Source organism: Pseudoalteromonas sp. S3431, from assembly GCF_000690035.1.
Classification (GTDB): domain Bacteria; phylum Pseudomonadota; class Gammaproteobacteria; order Enterobacterales; family Alteromonadaceae; genus Pseudoalteromonas; species Pseudoalteromonas fuliginea.
In genome coordinates, this window is record NZ_JJNY01000004.1 from 14,856 (window position 1) to 33,523 (window position 18,668).

At 37.0% G+C, this 18,668-nt stretch carries 11 protein-coding genes; 4 read left to right on the forward strand and 7 right to left on the reverse strand.

Going from position 1 to position 18,668, the window contains the following annotated elements; translation table 11 throughout:
- Window positions 1–5 precede the first annotated feature (5 nt).
- Both tamB and DO88_RS17015 read right to left on the reverse strand, forming a co-directional pair.
- Entirely contained in the window at window positions 6–3,695 is a 3,690-nt protein-coding gene (gene tamB / locus DO88_RS17020; RefSeq protein WP_033037836.1) for an autotransporter assembly complex protein TamB, read from the reverse strand.
- The gene (locus tag DO88_RS17015) at window positions 3,695–5,422 is read right to left on the reverse strand and encodes an autotransporter assembly complex protein TamA (protein WP_007378193.1); all 1,728 of its coding nucleotides are present in this window, start codon (window positions 5,420–5,422) and stop codon (window positions 3,695–3,697) included. The genes tamB and DO88_RS17015 overlap by 1 nt, the downstream gene beginning before the upstream one ends.
- Window positions 5,423–5,636: 214 nt before the next feature.
- Between DO88_RS17015 and DO88_RS17010 the strand changes: the two genes are divergently transcribed.
- On the forward strand, window positions 5,637–5,972 hold the full coding sequence (locus DO88_RS17010; RefSeq protein ID WP_007586038.1) for a ribonuclease E inhibitor RraB: 336 nt from the start codon (window positions 5,637–5,639) through the stop codon (window positions 5,970–5,972).
- 44 nt (window positions 5,973–6,016) lie between these two features.
- On the opposite strand, the gene DO88_RS17005 is transcribed toward DO88_RS17010, so the two are convergent.
- From DO88_RS17005 to DO88_RS16990, 4 genes are all read right to left on the reverse strand, one after another.
- Entirely contained in the window at window positions 6,017–7,768 is a 1,752-nt protein-coding gene (locus DO88_RS17005; protein WP_033037837.1) for a DEAD/DEAH box helicase, read from the reverse strand.
- Window positions 7,769–7,892: 124 nt separating this feature from the next.
- Window positions 7,893–8,195: an H-NS histone family protein gene (locus DO88_RS17000; RefSeq protein ID WP_033037838.1), complete on the reverse strand. Its 303-nt coding sequence runs from the start codon at window positions 8,193–8,195 to the stop codon at window positions 7,893–7,895.
- Between the two features lie 353 nt (window positions 8,196–8,548).
- Window positions 8,549–9,418 (reverse strand): IS30 family transposase, encoded by an 870-nt coding sequence (locus tag DO88_RS16995; protein WP_033037839.1) that lies wholly within the window; start codon window positions 9,416–9,418, stop codon window positions 8,549–8,551.
- Window positions 9,419–9,748: 330 nt separating this feature from the next.
- Window positions 9,749–12,424: a TonB-dependent receptor plug domain-containing protein gene (locus tag DO88_RS16990; protein WP_033037840.1), complete on the reverse strand. Its 2,676-nt coding sequence runs from the start codon at window positions 12,422–12,424 to the stop codon at window positions 9,749–9,751.
- A 315-nt stretch (window positions 12,425–12,739) separates the two neighbouring features.
- Here DO88_RS16990 and DO88_RS16985 point away from each other — a divergent pair, with 315 nt between their 5' ends.
- From DO88_RS16985 to DO88_RS18525, 3 genes are all read left to right on the forward strand, one after another.
- Complete coding sequence (locus DO88_RS16985; protein WP_033037841.1) at window positions 12,740–13,903, forward strand: DUF547 domain-containing protein; 1,164 nt, start codon at window positions 12,740–12,742, stop codon at window positions 13,901–13,903.
- A gap of 63 nt (window positions 13,904–13,966) precedes the next feature.
- On the forward strand, window positions 13,967–15,763 hold the full coding sequence (locus tag DO88_RS16980; RefSeq protein WP_033037842.1) for a 2OG-Fe(II) oxygenase family protein: 1,797 nt from the start codon (window positions 13,967–13,969) through the stop codon (window positions 15,761–15,763).
- Window positions 15,764–15,768: 5 nt separating this feature from the next.
- Window positions 15,769–16,962: a DUF547 domain-containing protein gene (locus DO88_RS18525; protein ID WP_157600353.1), complete on the forward strand. Its 1,194-nt coding sequence runs from the start codon at window positions 15,769–15,771 to the stop codon at window positions 16,960–16,962.
- Window positions 16,963–17,008: 46 nt separating this feature from the next.
- On the opposite strand, the gene DO88_RS16975 is transcribed toward DO88_RS18525, so the two are convergent.
- Entirely contained in the window at window positions 17,009–18,661 is a 1,653-nt protein-coding gene (locus DO88_RS16975) for a tetratricopeptide repeat-containing sulfotransferase family protein (protein ID WP_033037843.1), read from the reverse strand.
- Window positions 18,662–18,668 lie beyond the last annotated feature (7 nt).

Consider the following 18,668-nt stretch of genomic DNA (forward strand, 5'->3'; position numbering starts at 1 on the left):
TTTGGTTATTCCCAATCAAACTTATATAGCACATCAACATTTTGATATAGGCCGCTCGTTATTTCTATGTATAACTGTGAAAGTAACTGATAACGCACAGCCACTTCACTGAGCGAATCAAATACACCCACGCTATATTTAACTTGTAAGCTGGGTGCTACGTAACCTGATATTTCTACTTTGGTGCTATCACCACTACCTGATGAGCTTAAACTTACATCTGACAGCCCAAAGGTTTCACCTACCTTAGAAACAACTCCTTCGCTGCGGCTAACACCTTGAGAGAGTAATAACTGTGTGAGCATAGCATCGCTTGACGAACTTTCTCCATCGCCTAAAGGTTGGCCATTAAGTAAATATGCAAGTGCTTGAGCTTGATCCATCGCAGGCTCAGAAAATATTTTGAGCGTTGGTTGTTCAACATTACCCGTGAGCGTAACCCCTGCAATGACACCATTTGCAGTCGTATCGGGGTTACGTATTGCTTTAATATTTAAAAATGGTTGTTCAATTGAACCGCTAAAACCTACTTGCCCGGTGCTGATTATTAAATCTTGCCCAAAGGCTAAGTAAGTACCTTCAATTAAGTTAAGCTCACCTGTGGCTATAATTGGTGCGCCTTGACTCATTTTTATGGCTAAATCACCCGCAACTTTTGATTCCAAGCCAAACGATTCTACTTTTACATCGTTTTTAACAATCACTTTTAAATCTATGTCGTAATCAAATGGAACTGTTTCGGTGGCCTCGGTTTTTTGATCAACAATAATTTCATCATCGCTAACTTGCACTGCGCCCTCTGGGAGCTCTTCAATCATTATACGACCGTAAGGCACAACTACCTCACCAGCAAGCTTGAGTGCATTATTAGCCAAGCCTATTTTTAAATCCGGCGATACTTTAAAAGTGACCCCTTGCTGCGCGCGTACATAAAACTGCTCACCAACTACCGCAACATTTACAGCAGGTTGTGCACCTTGCCAATCAACGTCACCGGTTAGATTTATTTTACCGCCCTGATTGTCGTTTAAGTTGCCTTTTATTGTGGCCGTTGTTTTATCAAACAATACGTTTATATTTGATTTTTGCAGCGCTATAGGTAGTTGCTCGCCCTCTAAACTAATATCGCTCACATTAAGCTCGCCATTTAATAACGGATCTTTTAACGTACCTGCTAACGCGACTTTTCCGCTAATATCACCTTTTAACTGCTCAAGGGTTTCAAGAAATGGTTGTAAGTCTGAAAGGAGTATTTTATCAATATTAATAGTGCCGTTGAGCGCTTGCGTATTTTGTATATCATCGATATTAATGTGTGTGTTTATTTTACCAAGCACACTTGATTCTAAATTAGCTTCAAGCTTGCCAATTTGAGAATCCGAAAACGCACTAATAGTTAGAGTTTCGATTGGTAATTTAAAACGATCTTCTTCCGAGGTTAGCACTGCTTCTAAGTCGCTAGAATCGATATTTGCGCGTAATGTTTTAAGCGCACCGCTTTGCCAATTAAGTGCTACATCGCCAGCTATATTACCGCGAGTACGAATGCTATTAGGTAAAAAGTGCTTAAGCTCCTCAAGTGCTAAGTTGCTTAGTTTAGCATTTAGCTGACCGAGGTTTTTTGATTGCGCTAAGGTGTCTATACATAATTCACTTTGCTTAGATGCCCAACAATGTGCACTTACATCAAAGTCGCCACTTTGCGTATTAACCATAATGGCAATATTTCTAGTGTTACTAAAACTAAGCTTTTTATTGCTGAGCGTTACATTACTAAGCTCGCCATTCCAAGTCGTATTATTAATTTTGCCATTAACTTCAAGCTCTACACTGCCTTGCTCGGCATCTATAGATGCCGTAAGTTGGTGATCTGTTTTGTCGCCGCTAATATCAATTTTAACGCTATTAATTTGCTGTTCGGCTACAAGCGCCGAACCAACACTTACCGAAACATCGGTTTGCCAATCGGCTGCGGTATCTAACTGCCCTTTTACTGATAATTTATTAATATTTATTTCATCAAAAATAAAGCGATCTAGTATTAGTGCTAAATCAACAGAGGGCGTTAACCTTTCCCCTCTCACTTTTAAATTTGCGTTGCCGTTGGCAGTAAATGGAATATTAGCTTTTTCATCACTTTTTAGCGTTACTTTGCCATCAACTTGCCAAGTATCATCAACTTGCCCGCTTAGTGCTAATTTATTGGTGCCGCTACTTAAATAAAAGCTATCAATATTAGCTTTTAACGTGTTGTCGAGCTTAAAATTTGAGGCAAATTCTAGTGGCACATTGTTAAGTAACCCGTTTAGCTTTGTATTATTCATTTGTAGCTGCCACTTGTCGTCAGCTGCATTAAACGAGCCTTTAAACTGTCCTGAAATATCACTGGTAGCGGCATCAGTTAAATACTGCGCTTTTAAGTTAGCAAGCGTGCCATTAAAGTTAGCCTGTATGCCTTTTTGCCAATCAACATTGGCTTTTATAGTTGCACTGCTTTCGTTTGCTTTAATGCTTAGCGCTTGTAAAGTTGCTTTGGTGAGACTGCCTTTTAATTGGGTATTTAAGTCAACAGCTGGGTACGCGCCTAATTGGCTACTCCCCTGTAGGCTAAGCTGATAATCGTCGGCATTACCTTGTGCGTTAAGGCTTACATTTCGCACTTTAAGCTCATTACTTTGTGCATCAATAAGCCATTGCTTAATTTTTCCATTTAACTCAAACGGATAGTTTTTTTGCTTAAAATTTGCCGTTGCCGTTAAACTAAGCGGATATTGCCCCTGTGTTTCTAAATTTAAGTTTAGATTTGATAAGTCACCATTCAACTGTAAATTGGCTTGGTGCTCATCACTTTGTAAAACAACATCCCCTTTCACGGGCAAATTCCCTGCAAGCTCAGCGTTAAGATGCGTATTAAGCTGCCACTGTTCATACTTTGCTGAGAATGACTCTAAATTAATAACCGCATCTTCCACACTTAATTGCAGCGAGATGTTTTCAATAACATGTTGGGCTTCGTTTTGCTCAATCGTAATTTTAGCAATTTCAAAGTCTTCAACAACTAAATCAAGTGGCGAAGTAAATTCTATATTAGGCAATGCGGGTAGGTGCGTTAAAGGCGCTTGAGTATTTTGCGCCATTTGTGTTTTCGCATCTTGTTCTTGCTCTTTTAAGGCAACAAGTATGGTGGGAATATTCAGGCTTTTAACCGTCAGCTTTGAACCCTCTGCTTTTGCTGAGAGTTTAAAATTATTAACGCTTACGTTTGCACTTGGATGCTCTAGCGTAAATTTATTGATCGCAATGTTTTTTACAGCAATATTAAAAGGTAAGCTGATTTTTTCAAGCGGCTCTGTCGGGGCTTCTTCTTGTGACTCTGCAGTTTTTGGTAATGTTAAATTTATAGATTTAGCACTTAAGTTATCTATACAAATTCCATCGCACTGCCACCAAAACAAATCAATTTTCAATTGTTGTGCATTAAAGTCCAATCCGTTGCTAGCAAAGCGTACATTAAAGGCATCATTATAAATAAAACGACCATCTTTAATTTCAATATGTAGTCCATCTACCGCTTTGTTTGCACTATAAGCAATAAATTGATTACCGGGTGCGGTAAATAACAAACAAAATAGTGCAACAACTAACGTGACAAAAATAGCACTTACGGCGGCTGTTATCTTTTTTAATACTGACATTAAATTTCTGGCCCTATGGTAATACTTAAACGTGTGCTTTTACTTTCTTTTGTTAATCCCCAAGCGTGGTCTATACGCACTGGGCCAACGGGTGTTAAATAGCGAAAACCAAAACCAGCACCTACTTCAAAATCATCAGAAAAATCATTAGTCGCAGTACCACCATCAACAAATAAAGCTGCTCGCCAATTTTTAGCAAACTGGTAGTTATATTCCATCGTGCCCGATAGTAAATACTTACCACCTATTAGCTCGCCGTCATCGTTCTCAGGCGAAATTGATTGGTACGCAAAACCACGAACGCTTTGATCGCCACCTGCGTAAAACCGAAGTGAAAATGGCACGTTGTTAATATCATCAACAAGCATTGCTCCCACATTCGCTTTTAAAAACACCAAGTGGCGGTCAAAATAAGTGCGTAGCCATGCATGTTGCATTTGCACCCTAATCAGATTAGTACTCGAAAGCACATCATCTAAGCCAAACTCAGCAGATATAAGCCACTGCTCTCCCCAATAAGGAGTCGTGCCGCCTTTTGATTTTTTGCGCGCGTAGCTAATGCCCGGCATTAACATTTCGGTACTTTCTTCGTCTTCATCACCAATACGGTAGGTTTCTTGGTCGCGGCGTAAAAATGCAGTACGCACCCATTTATTTTCGGTTAACCATTGGCGCTGAACTTGCCCTGTTAATATTTCACTGTAAGTGTCGTTTGTGAGTTCATCTTCTAATTTATAACCGACAGAGAATCGCCATAAATCATCATTAGGATCATCAACCGGTATTGTATAAGCCATGGAAATATCTTGCTGCTTTTGTGCCACATTTAAATTAGTTTCGAGGTAATGGCCGTCTTCTGTGATCCACGGTTTACTCCATTTAAAACGCACCTTGGGCCCTAGGTCAGTACTAAAACCACCGCCAATTTCATAGCTGTTAGCTGGCTTGGGTAATACTTCAACTTTAATCGGTACTTGGCTGTTTTTGCGCGCTGCAATGTCAGCATAAACACGTACACTGGCAAAATAAGGGGTACTTGATAAATCCAAGTTATAGTCAGCAATATGTGTTGATTTATAAGGTTGGCCCTGCGAGAAAGGCGCTATAGAGCGTATGTATTTTTCAGCGGGTGTACTACTGGCAATTTGTATATCGCCAAACTGATACCTAACTCCGGTATCAATTATGAAAGTAATAACAGCACTATTTTTTTTAAGCGATACTTCTAATTTGCGCGCTGGCCACTTAGCATCAAAATAACCTAGCTCTAGTAGCATAGATTCTATTTTTTTATGAGCAGAGTCATATTTACCATGATTTAAAACATCACCTTGCTTTAAGTGATTGCTTTTAATCAATGCCTGTAATTGGGTATCGCTTTGACCATCACCGTTTAGCGTAATATTAATTGCTTCTATGCGAGTTGCAGGCCCCCGTTCAACTTTAACAATTAGTTCGCTGTCGTCTTTATCATAAATAACCTCGACGGTCGGGCTATAATAGCCAAGTGCTTTGATGCTATTTTGTACTTGTTTTTGAGCATAACGGCGAAGTGTACGGGTTGGCTTCTCGCCAATTAACTGCTTGAGGTAAAGAGCTACGTTATTTTCTAAATCGCCACTTAACCCTTCAATTTCGTAATCTTCTATGACTTTTTCTGCCGCATAGCTATTTGTCGCAATTAAAGCGCTCACAACACACATGCAACGTAAAAACTTAATAAACAAGTAAATATCCTTACTTTTAATATCTTACAAAAAACTGGTTAATTACCCGCATATTAGCATAGCCATAATGAGCAACACATTAACTTAATAACAATCTAACGCGTAAATTTAACTTTGAATAAATATCAGCATAATTAAAATTAGTACGCGTTAAGGCAATATTTTAGTTACAATAGTGCCTACGAATAAAAAATTAATTTTAAATGAGTTTTTAATGCAATTCCCTGATGATGATAACGGCCAACTTTTAGCCGAAATAGCCGCTGCTGGCATTGATTTAAATAAAATGCACCAAGTCGATTTTTTTATTTTATTTGAACAAGAAGCCGATGCTGAAAAATTTGCTAAAGAAATAGTCTCTGATGCATTAGTTCAAAATGCTGAGCTTGAAAAATGTAAAGACACTGGCGTTTGGGAAGTTATCACTCAAGTACAAATGGTGCCAGAGCACACCCTTCTAGGACAAGCAGAGCAATACATTGAAGGTATTGCTAATAGCTTTAATGGATACGGTGATGGCTGGGGATTAATGGACGGTGACGAGGCTTAATCGCCTTTTAATTGTATTAGTTCAATGTACTCTATCAGTTAAGCTTAGCGGCTTAACTGATTTGCCTTTCTAAAACCCCCTTTATAGTCAAATAGCTTATCAGCTACTTTCCAACCATATTTTTTGCTTTTTCGTGCAATAACAAAATCCGGTGGTACTAATTCAAATTGTGCGTTTACTACTTGCTCTGCAGTTTTAAAATTAATAGGTGTTTGCCCAAGCCCCACACGTTGACCAAATTGCTTATTAAATATAAATTGCCCGCCTTTATTTGCGAGATTATATACTTCATCGCAACTTGCACCATCTTCATCAAAATACGTTACTTTAATAAGCTCATCTTTAATTTGAGTTACCGATAACCCACTACATCGAAGCACAAGTGCGTCTTTTAAGTTTAATGCATTACGTAACTTATCATCAGGGTCGGCCATTACCGCGCCGCAATCATGGCATTTACGTGCAGCAATATCATTTTGGGCACCGCACTGCTCACACTCTTTAAACCTAAAACGATAATCGCACTGCTCTTTATGCCCATCATCGTCTTCTAACAGCCCTTTACAGCGCCTGCCAAAGTGCTCTATTACTTTTCCTGCAGAATCAGTTTTACCCCAAAATATATTCGCAAAACCACAGCCAGGACAAAGTACCTGCACAGGTTCATTATCACTATCGCCTTTTTTATCGCCTACTTCTGGGTGAAATAAATTAAAACCATTGCCAGCATAATCTATTACTAAGCAATCCGTTTTTGATTCAGATAACCTGAGACCTCGCCCCACAATTTGTTGATATAAACTAACTGATTCTGTAGGTCTTAAAATAGCTATAAAGTCGACGTGTGGCGCATCAAAGCCGGTTGTTAGTACCGATATATTAACTAGATACTTTAATTGCTTAGCTTTAAATTGCTTAATGATTTTATCGCGCTCAGTGTTTGGCGTATCACCTGTTATAAGTGCACTTTGATGAGCTGGTAGGTAGCTTAATATTTCCTGAGCATGCATTACCGTGGCTGCAAAAACCATAACACCTTCACGCTCTTCACTGTATTGAATTACTTGCTGTAATATCGCTTTCGTTGCGCGCTCACTGTTTTTTAAAAGCGCATTCATATCATCAGTCGTATATTGCCCAAATGCATTGCTATCTAAAGACGAAAAATCATAATGGCTAATCGCTGCATCAACTTCGTTTGGCGGCGTTAAATAATTATGTTTGATCATATACCTGAGTGGTAATTCAAAAATACAACTTTTAAACGGGCTTTCATTAGTCCCTTTAACAAAGCCATGATAATGATGATGGTATATCCACCCCGTTCCTAGCCGATAAGGTGTTGCTGTTAAACCCAATACTTTTAACTGAGGGTTATATTCTTTTAAACTACTTATTACTTTTCCGTACTGGCTTTTTTTATCCCCATTTACCCTGTGGCATTCATCAATAATAAGTAACGAATAATGCTCATTTAATTTATTTAAATTACGAGAAAGTGATTGCACACTGGCAAAGGTTACTTGATGGTTTAATGACTTTTCTTTTAAACCTGCTGAAAATATACTCGCCTCTAAACCAAAACTTTTATATTTTTGCGAATTTTGCTCTACCAACTCTTTGACATGAGCAAGTACTAATATTTTTTGCTTAGCAATACGGGCAAGTTCAGCAATAACAAGGCTTTTACCTGCACCGGTCGGTAGCACAATAACGGCAGGATCATTACTCTTTCTAAAGTGTAAAACGGTGCGTTCTACGGCTTCTTGCTGGTAAGGTCTTAGTTTATAGCTCATGGGAAAACAAATAGGTTTGAGTGAAGAGATTTTAGCAAATAATAGCTGGGAGTTTTAAACTTTAATTATATTTTATTGAGGAGTAAACAAAAAAGAGAAGCCGAAGCTTCTCTTATATTTAGCTTTAGGCTAAAAATTTCTCAAGCTCAACACCTTCAAACGCTTTAGGACGACGGCCACGGCCTGTCCATTCAATAGTCTCACCATTAAGTTCCATGCGGTACTTAGGCTTAACTTTAGTACGTTTGTCAGATGCCCCATCTTGTAAATCTTCTAGCGTAAGTCCTTTTTCTTTTAAAAGCTCCAAAACTTCCTGTTTTGCTTTTTGTTGCTGGGTATATTTTGAAATTGCATCATTGATAAGCTGTTGAGCTTTTTCAAGCTCTGTTAATGATGCTGTTTTAATAAAAGATCGGACTTCTTTCATCTATATCTCGCTAAATTTATTTGGTTAGATTTACTTTAATATTCTATTTTAGTATAAGCGGATTCTGTGAAGAAAACTATTCACCTAGAAATAAAGAATGAAAAATAATTCCATGATTGTCTAAGAAAATACAATGGTCTAGAAGTGGTGGCAGGGATCAATATTTTTTATACCCTTGCCTGAACAATTGCCAATGCTTTGGTGATCCGCGCAAATAGTAATACAATAACTGCGGGATCATTAATTCCTCTAAAATGTAAACGATACGTTCCACCGCTTTTCTCTGATGAGGCCATAGTTTGTAACTAATGAGAAAAAATAGGTCGCGGATTCAAATCTGAAGTGCATAACGTTTAGGCGGCTTTAGCCGCCAAGTGATCCTGCATCAATTTTGCAGGCGTTTCAAATCCAAGTGTCTTTCTCGGACGATTATTAAGTTGCTCAAGTACTGGTATAACTTGCGCTGGTGTTACCGCCTTAAAATCTGTGCTCTTCGGCCAATACTGGCGTAGTAATCCATTCGTGTTTTCATTCAACCCGCGCTCCCATGAGTGATAAGGGTGAGCAAAATAAACAGGAACACTTAATGCCTTTGTGATTTGCTCATGATAAGCGAACTCTTTTCCATTGTCAGCCGTGATGGTATGAAGCGCTGACCTATATGGCCTTAATAGTTCTATCGTCGCCGCAGTGACGGCTTGTGCTGTTTTTCCTGCCACCTGAGTTGATACAGTGAATTGGGTGACCCGCTCTACAATGGTAACAAGGGCGCCTCGATGGCCTTTACCTATGACGGTATCTATTTCCCAATCTCCGATACGGCCTTTCTCATCAACTATTTGTGGACGTTCTTCAATGCTAACGCGATTTTTTATTTGTCCTCGGTTTGTCTTACCATGACTGACAGATTGTTTATTTTCCTTGCGCAACCATCCCGTTATTTGTTCAGGACTCCACTTCTCATTAAGCTTCTGGGTAATTAAAGCCATCATTTCAAGTGTCATCTTAAGTGGTTTTCTTGCACTTCTTCGGCGAGACAAAGCCCGCTCATGAGCTTGTTTGTATCTGTAACCTCGCTTGCCTGTATTTCTAGAAAGCTCTCTTGAAATCATAGATTGCGATAAATTAGTTAGCTCAGCAATACTTTGTTGCGTAAAACCGCTTTTCTTTAGAATAGCGATATGGCATCTTTGCTCATAGGTCAGTTGTTTGTAATGTCTCATTGTAAAATCTCTTGCCGGAGAAAAAGCAGTTAGCTTATGAGCAACTGACCACTTAATCTAGTCAAAACAAGTTATGCACTTACAATTTGAATCTAGGGCTTTTAATAATAGGGTTTTGGTAAATTACTTCTATGACATTTAAACTTCAATTCATAAAGTAATAAATAAAATTATTAATATGCAACAAACAAGCATAAAATCTTACCTGCATACCATAGATATAATCTAACCATATTGGATAGTAAAATTGAGCCATTAAAAAAGAGGCTAAAAAATATAATTTTTTAGCCTCTTTCAATATTAATTTATCTCTAAATTATCTATTTCAAATTAAAATCTGAAATCAAATTGAGCGTAAACTGAACGTCCATTAGCATTATACAATTCTCTTGGGTAATGCGGCCATGAAGCATCCGATGGATCTCCATTAGGGCCTTTATTGAATATGTTTGATGAACCAACTAAAATATCAAAGTTCTCGTTATAGTTATACTTTACTGATGCGTTCCATACAAGATGAGATGCAACAGTAATGTCTCCACCATTTACAGCATTATTCGTGGAATCTTTTAAGCTATTATAATTAGTCCCACCAACACCGTCGGTATAGCGACCAAATATACTTACTTTTATGTCTTCCATATTCCATACAATAGAAGTATTTAATTTCAGCTCAGGTAATAGTCCGAAATCATTTAATTCATCTCTTACAGGCGAAGTCGCATCAAGTTTTGATTCAGATTTAAGTAAATAAGTACCACGTAAACCTACGCGTATCATACCTAAATCATTCATATCAAAACGATAACCTGTATCAAAATCGACTCCAGATACTGTTGAGAATGAAAGATTTTGAGCCGTAGCATTTATCAATGTGATAGAACCATTTGCATCACGGGTAATATTATTACCATAAGTTTGATACTCTTCAGCAATACGAGTAGAGCTAACAGAGTCCACCATATCGTCCAGTTCCCACTTCCATACATCAATAGTTGCATCGAAAGCTTCTGTACCATAAACAACACCTAGGTTAACACTGTAGCCTGTTTCAGCTTTAAGGTCCTTATTACCACCAGTAATAGAATCTATGTGGTGTTCATGACATTCTGTAAAGCCAGCAAGCTCTGTACCAGGTACACCACCTAGCTCTTCACAACGTTTAAAGTCAATAACTGTAGCAAAACCATTAGATGGGTCACCGTAAACTCGTTGCATATCTGGTGCACGGAATACATCAGCATATGTAGCACGAACTAATAGCTCATCATTAGGTCTATATTCAAGGCTAACTTGAGGTGTAAGGTTGCTTCCAAAATCACTATAATCATCAAAACGCAAAGCTGCATTAAGAACTAATGTTTCTGTAACATCAGCACGCATCTCAGTATATAAAGAAGTGAAATCACGCGCACCTGCGCCAGAAGAACCACCGGTTGTCAAAATCGCACCTTTTTTACTTTCTGTATCAGAATTAGTAGCGAAGGTTTGTTTCGTGTATTCAATACCTGCAGAGTAGTCTAATGTACCTGCTGGAAGATCCATTGCTGAACCTGATAGATTAAATGAAAAGTTATTTTGAGACGATTTGTTCTTTTCAAACGGAACATAAGCAACAGACTCTACGTCTGCATCAGAAAATGGTTTTAATAAGTTAAAGCCATTAGCACCCGCAGATAAAAATTCAAACATTCCCTTTCTAGTTGCATAAGTTTCAGATAATACATCAACCGTGGCATTATTGAATGCCCATTCAAGTTGGTAAGAAATATCGCCAGTTAATTCACCTTGTAGACCAAGATTAAAGCCATGCTCTACTGATGTTGTTTCGTTTCCACGAGGACCAAATTCATGCAATCTACGTATAACTGTGTAATCACCATCTACAAAATCAGAAGACGCAAACTGGCCGCCCCAAAAGGTTGATTTGTTAAATGTTTTTTCATCTGAATCAAGTTTCAGAGTTGCTTTATCGCCTGCAACCGTTACTTGTACATCATCGATTCCCATCGCCTCAATACTGCGTTCTGAAGTACCACGGCTATACTGAACACGACCATATAACTCATGTTCGTCACTTAATTGGTAGTTAAATGTAGTAAGAGCTATGGCTTTCGTTGTTTCTGGTTTGATATCACGCATTGATGAGCGATCAAAACCACAACGGGCATTTGCATCATCAAAGAAGAATCCATTCGTATTACATTCATCTTTTGGTAAAGTGTAATTGAAAGGACCAGCAATTCTTGCACCGTAAGAGCTATAATTTGAACGCTCTGTTGATGCAACCTTATCTGTGTGAACACCAAACTCCTCACGATCGGTTGCTTTTATAACTTTGCTATCTTCATATTCTAAAAATAACGATATGTTCATTTTATCAGAGCTGGCGCCTGCAGAAAAAGAAAATTGGTTAGTTGAACCACCGCCTTCGGTATAACCAGTTGACTTAACTTTAGCTGCAACACCTTCGAAGTTATTTTTTAGTATGATGTTAATAACACCACCAACAGCGTCTGCACCGTAGATAGCAGAAGCACCAGCAGTTAGAATATCAATACGTGCAACTGCTTCAGTTGGTAAATTACCAGTATTTTGGAAAGTAGAAGTACCGCCCGATGCTTTTGGGTATTGTACTAAACGTTTACCATTAACGAGGGTTAAAGTTCTATTTGAGCCAGCATTACGTAAACTTACAGAAGAAGCCGCTGGAGTGAAACCATGTATGCTTTGTGTAGTAAGTGCGCCTGTAACCGATGTAATATTTTCAAGAACATCCTGTACATTATGAAAACCTAAATTTGTCATCTGCTCGTTTGTAATTGTTATTACAGGCGAGGCTCCTTCAATGTCTGTTCGAGTGATTCGTGAACCAGTAACTTGAATACGTTCTACTTTTTTTACACCCTCTTCAGCTGCAATCGAACTTGCTGAAAATGCAGCTGTTGATGCTGCACCAAAAGCAATCGCTAAGCGAACAGCTTTTGTTACTTGATTATTTAACATTTGATTCTCCCTAGAATACTATTTTAATTATTTTGTTTTCGAAACGACCTGCGATTAATCACAGTACCTATTTCGATTTGAATAGTAGTCCGAATCGAACCAAAAGGTCAACACTTGGCTAACCAAAAAAACACCTTTATTTACAATAAATTAAAGCAACAAAAAAATAACACGTTGCCATATAATCACCATTAACCAAAGTGCAATATTCCACTTTATGGTCAATGCTAATAAAATGAAATTAAATGTAAACAGTACTTGAAAGTGAATTAACATTTGTAGATTATGGTGTTCCTAACAAACAAAGGAATTGCTATGAAAACCTACTCCGCATTTATATTTATACTTCTTGCCTCTTGTTCAGCTTTCGCTGACTTAAAAGAGCTTCCGAAAGAATTTTCAGATTTTAGTTTAAATAGAGATATTACTGTCTCATATGATGACCTAGATACTCTTCTAAGTTTTACTGTAATCGATACTGGAGCATCAGATCGTTCCAAACTAAATTCTCAAGCCTCCATCGGTACAAGAATGAAGTCGCATAAAAATAACGACACAGCATTAGAAGCAAATCGTTTCTTCTTTGAAGAAGTAACAAAATCAGAGATTAAAGACGGTTTTTATAAGATCAGAGTTAGCCTAGAAAGTCTGCCAAATGAAATCTCACTTAACGAACTCAGCCTTGATGAACAACTTGCTTATTGGTTAAACCTTTACAATACAGCCATGTTAGAAAAACTAATCACACACTATCCTATTCGCGATACAGAAGATTTACTCTTTGGCAGCAATTCAATTTTAGAGGATGAGTTTTTAAATGTTGCTGGCCATAAACTTTCTTTAAACGACATACAACAAAATATTGTTTTTAAAAAGTTTGGTATAAAAAAACCAATAGTTATGTATGGGTTTTATCAAGGAAATATAGGAAGTCCTAATATTCGTGCCGAAGCATATAAAGGAAACAAGGTTTATCATCAATTAGTTGAAAACGCTGAAGAATTCGTCAATTCAAATAGAGGAACTAGTATCAAGCGCAAAAATCGCCTTTATGCCTCTAAGTACTATGAGCAAGTTAAACCATTATTCGAAAACTTCGAGAAAGATTTACGAGAGCACCTAAAAGACTATGCAAACCCGCCAATGAGCTCTGATATAAAATATGCTAAGAGCTTTAAAATAGGTATTGAAGATTGGAGAATCACTGATATTTATGGCACAGAGCGAAAGTTTGGTGGCGCAGCGTCAACAAATCCTGCCGCCATGCTCAATGCTGTTGCAAATAACTCATCAAAACCAATAGGAGCTGATGGCGCAGGTTCAGGACTAGGTGCTGTTAACATAAGCTTTTTATCTAATTCTATTTCGGAGAAAACGATGGACTTTGGCCGCTTTTCTCCAGAAATGCTCGAAAAAATTAGAGCTCTCAAGCTAAAAGAAACTGATAATAGTGGCTCTGTAAAAATAAAAGACCTTTAATAAATTTTATTATTTAACTTTAAAAAACACCCTGTTAACATGGTACGAAAAATAGGGTGTTTTATGTCTAACTTTCTTAACTCTGCGCTCGCTGCTTATAATTCACGCCAATATAACCAAGCTATTCTTTTTTTAAACAAATGTGATATTAAAACTGTCGATTGGTATATTTTACTTGCCGCTACATATAGCGCACTTAACCAAAATGAAAATGCCGAACAAACATATTCTTACGCAGTAAATAAGTTTCCTTCATCCCTCCCTCTAATTGAAAACTATACAAACTTGCTGTGCAGAACTGCTAAACATTCGTTATGTTTAAACTTTTTAAAAAACACAAGGTATTTGGCATTAAGCAAAAAGGTATCTCTGAATTTTATAGAAAGCTTGATCAAAACCAACCAGTTGTTACAAGCAAAAAAGGAACTTTCTAAAACCATATCTGATGAAACCTTAAAAGAGAGATATCACTGGTTAAAGCTTGAATTACTAGAACGTTTGGGTGACTTAGAATTAGTTGAAAGCTATTACCTCTCTTTACCTGCCGATTTAAAAAATCAATTTTTATTTAAATATAAACGTGCTTGTAATTTTCGCAATATGGGTAAATTCGACAATGCTTTAGATATATTTTTAATGCTAAGCGATAAGCAGAACAAGTATAGCCCTGAGGTTAACTTTTTGATTGGCTGTACTTACTATGATTTACTAAAGTTTGAGCTCTGTGAGCAGTATTTAAAACGATGTCTTGAACAGGCTCCTAACTACATACCTGCGCATGAGTGTTTAAATAAATTATACTGGGATCGTGCAAACAAATCAGCCCTTATGAGCTCCTACAATAGTACATTCTTAAATCATGCTAAAAACCCACAACTAGTTCAATCACAACTAGCTCAGCTTTTACATTTTAAAGATTTTAATCAAGCCCTTGATGTATCTTCACAAGCAATTAGGCTCTTCCCTGATAACTTAGACATAAAACATGCTCATGGCATCATTTTAGGTAAGCATGGGCAAAGTGATAAAGCATTCATTATATTAGATGAGCTTGTATCACAGGCTCCCCAATCAGCAAGATATAGTGTAGATTTGGCAAACTACTGTATTGAAAATTTTGAATATAAAAAAGCAATATTGCACTTAAACACTGCAGTTAAACACAACCCTTTTAATCAAGAAATCTGGGCTTATTTATCCACAGCTTGGCGCTTAGCTAAAGACGATAAATATCATTGGTTAACTAATTACGATATGTTTGTTAAAACAATGGCTCTACCTACGCCTAAAGGCTACAAGTCGTTTGACTCTTTTGGGAAGGAACTCAAGGAACTATTACTTACTTTACACACTAAAGAACAAGACCCGCTTGATCAAAGTGTTCGAAGAGGAAGTCAAACTGAAGGACACTTACTCTATCGCTCAAATACGTTACTCTCATTATTTAAGCAGTCAATGGAGTCATGTATATCTACTTACTTAAATGATTTACCAGCAGATAGTATGCACCCATTAACGGCAAGAAATAGCCTAAACTTTACTGCCAAAGGCAGCTGGTCAGTAAAACTAGAAAATGGAGGATATCATGCCAATCATATTCATCCTCACGGTTGGTTGTCAGCACCCGGCTATATTTCTATACCTGATGAAATGAGTAAAAATGATCCACTTAAAAATGGCTGGTTAAAGTTAGGAGAAACATGTCTTGATCTAGGAAAAAGAGAATCAATAGATCGCGAGATATGCCCTGAAAGTGGACAAATTATCATTTTTCCTAGCTATATTTGGCATGGCACAAATGAGCTTAAAAGCGATAGACCTCGCTTAACAATACCTAGCGATATTATGCCAATTGGTTAATCTAGTTGATTGAAGTTCAAACTAGTGCTATAAAAATAAACAAAAACAAAGGATTGATCATGATAAAATGCTTGCTACTTATAATAGCTATTGTTTTTATTCCAGTGAAAGCTGAAGAATTCTCTTTACCCGAAGAGTTTTCAGATTTTGGCTTAAATAGGGATATAAGCATATCTTATGAAGACCTAGACCAACTCCTAGAGTTAACCGTTATTGACATGGGTTTATCTGATAGGACTATTCTAAAACCAATAGTAGGTAATGGCACAAGGTTACGATCTAATAGAGACAGAGATACGGCTTTAGAGGCTAACCGCTTTTATTTCGAAGAAGTTGTAAAATCGGATATTAAGCTAGGTTTTAAAGTAATTCGCCAAAGCCTAGAAAAAGTACCTGAAGAAGTCCCTTTAAACGCATTAACCTTAGATGAGCAATTAGCTTATTGGCTAAACTTATATAATACAGCCATTATTGAAAAGTTAATTGAACATTACCCAGTTCGAAATGCAAAAAAATTACTCGAAGGTGAAAACTCAATACTAAACGATAAATTTATAAATGTTTCAGGTCATACCTTGTCACTTAATAATATTCAACATGATATCGTTTTTAAGAAATTTGGGAATAAGAAAATAGTAATGTATGGCTTCTATCAAGGGATAATCGGAAGTCCGAATTTACGTAACGAAGCTTACACAGCTGATAAGGTATATAAACAACTTTCAGGTAATGCTGAAGAGTTTGTAAACTCCAACCGAGGCGTTCAAGTTAAAAGAAATCGTCTAAGCGTTTCTATTTTTTATGATCAAGCAAAAGTTTTATTTCCTGACTTTGAGAACGATCTACTAAAGCATATTTTAAACTATTCTAATTCTTCTATTAACTCACAAGTAGAAGATTCGGAAGAATTAATTCTAGCTATTGAGGACTGGAATGTAACCGACATATACGGCACTGAGCGCTCATTTGGTGAGGGTAATGCCACCAACAAAGCGGCCTTACTCAATGCCGTAGCAGCCAATAGTAACGTGCCTGGTGCAGGCGCTATGAACCTTAGCTTCCTAAGCGATATGTTATCCTCTAAAGTTAGCTCTCAATCTCGCTTTTCACCTGCAGTATTAGACAAAATTAATAAGCTTCGTCTCAAGAAAAAAATCAATAGTAGTAGTGTTAAAATAAAAGACTTACCCACTAAATAATTAAATTGTATTCAGCGCTCTATTGAGTGCTGAATACTCTCAGTGATTAATCTAATACATTATTAAACTCTTCAAAATCAGAAATAGATAAGCTTTCTTTAATATACCTACTGAAATTTTTATATCTTCCCGATGAAGATGTATAAAGAGGCTTTCTCACCTGCCAAACACTAGCAGTACTTACAATATTTTTTTGTTGATGAAATAAACCGCTTTCACCTTGATATTTTACGCCTAAAAATTCGAACAGAGGCAATAATACCCCCTCGGGCTTTGAAACAAGTTCATCATAATTGACTGTAAAAATATCATTAGGATACTTTTTTAGCCAATGTGCTTTAACACGCTGCTGCGCTTTATGATAGTGCACTGTATCATTCAGTGCGGTCGCATAATTCAAACTTGGGCCTAAATGTTGAAAGTAAGCTGATAAACTGTTATCTCTAATATCACGCTGTGTCCAAATAACTTTTGCTTCAGGGTACATCATTTTAATTATATCAATGTATAAGTAGTTCTCAGGCCGTTTATCAGTAACAAGACTACTTTTTTCCGCTCTTAACTTTAATTCTTTCTCATAACCTTGCTGAAATAATGTTGAGTTAACCGTGCTTGACAGCACTTTAGGCTTATCAATTAGATTGAATAGTTGCTTATGCAAGTAATCAATCTCTCCTCCATTGCTAATCACCTCAGAAGTGCAAATTATTTGTTCTATTAAGGTTGAACCAGACCTAAACATGCCACAAATAATAATTGGAACAATATCGCCAGTCTTACTTTTTACGTTACTAAGCTCTCTTGCTAGTGTGTTACTTACTTGATGTTCGATATCAACCCTGTTGTATTGCGGGATATATTTTCGATTAAAACTATTGGCTTTAGTATAATAAGACCATGATTTTTCATAATCTTTGCTATCGTCAAAAGCTTTTCCAAGCGCATAATACATATCAGCTTTTAACACATCATCTTCTGTCGCTTCTAAAATAGATAGGCTTTTTAGTTCGTATTCTAACGCTTCTTTTTTATTAAATGTTTGTATATCAGCAATTCTCGCATGCGCCAGACCATATAAAGGATTTATCTTTAATACCTGATTAAAGCTCTTTAAACAGTTTTGCTTATCACCAAGCTGCTCATATATATTAGCAAGATTAAAATAGGCATTAATTTTATTTGGTTCAACTGTAATTGCCTGCTGTAAATAATTAGTCGCAGTCCCATAATCAATTAAAAGCTCAGAGTAGACGGATGCTAACTCCACATAAGCGGTATATATGTCGTGGTAACCAAGCTCGATAGCTGCTAAGAAAGATGTACTTGCAAGAATACCTTTGCCATCTTTTTTTGCCATTTCACCCAATTGAAAATACGACATTGCGCTATCCGGTACTATTTCAGTGTATTTTTTAAGTAAGTCTATTGCTAAAGAGAATTCATTACTGGCGGCATATAACTGACAAAGAGTATTTACATAATCGAATTTTTTGGGGGCTATTGAAATGAGTCTTCTACAAACTTCCTTACTTTTTAGTAAATCTCCTTCATTCATAGCTACTTTAAACAATACAGCTAAAGCTTGCTCATTAACTTCAGGATTGTCGCATAAACCTTCTAGGGTTGCTTTTCCTGTCACAATCTTTCCACTATTCAATTGCTGTATTGCAAACAGTAAACTTTCTTTTACCGATTTCATTTTTTCC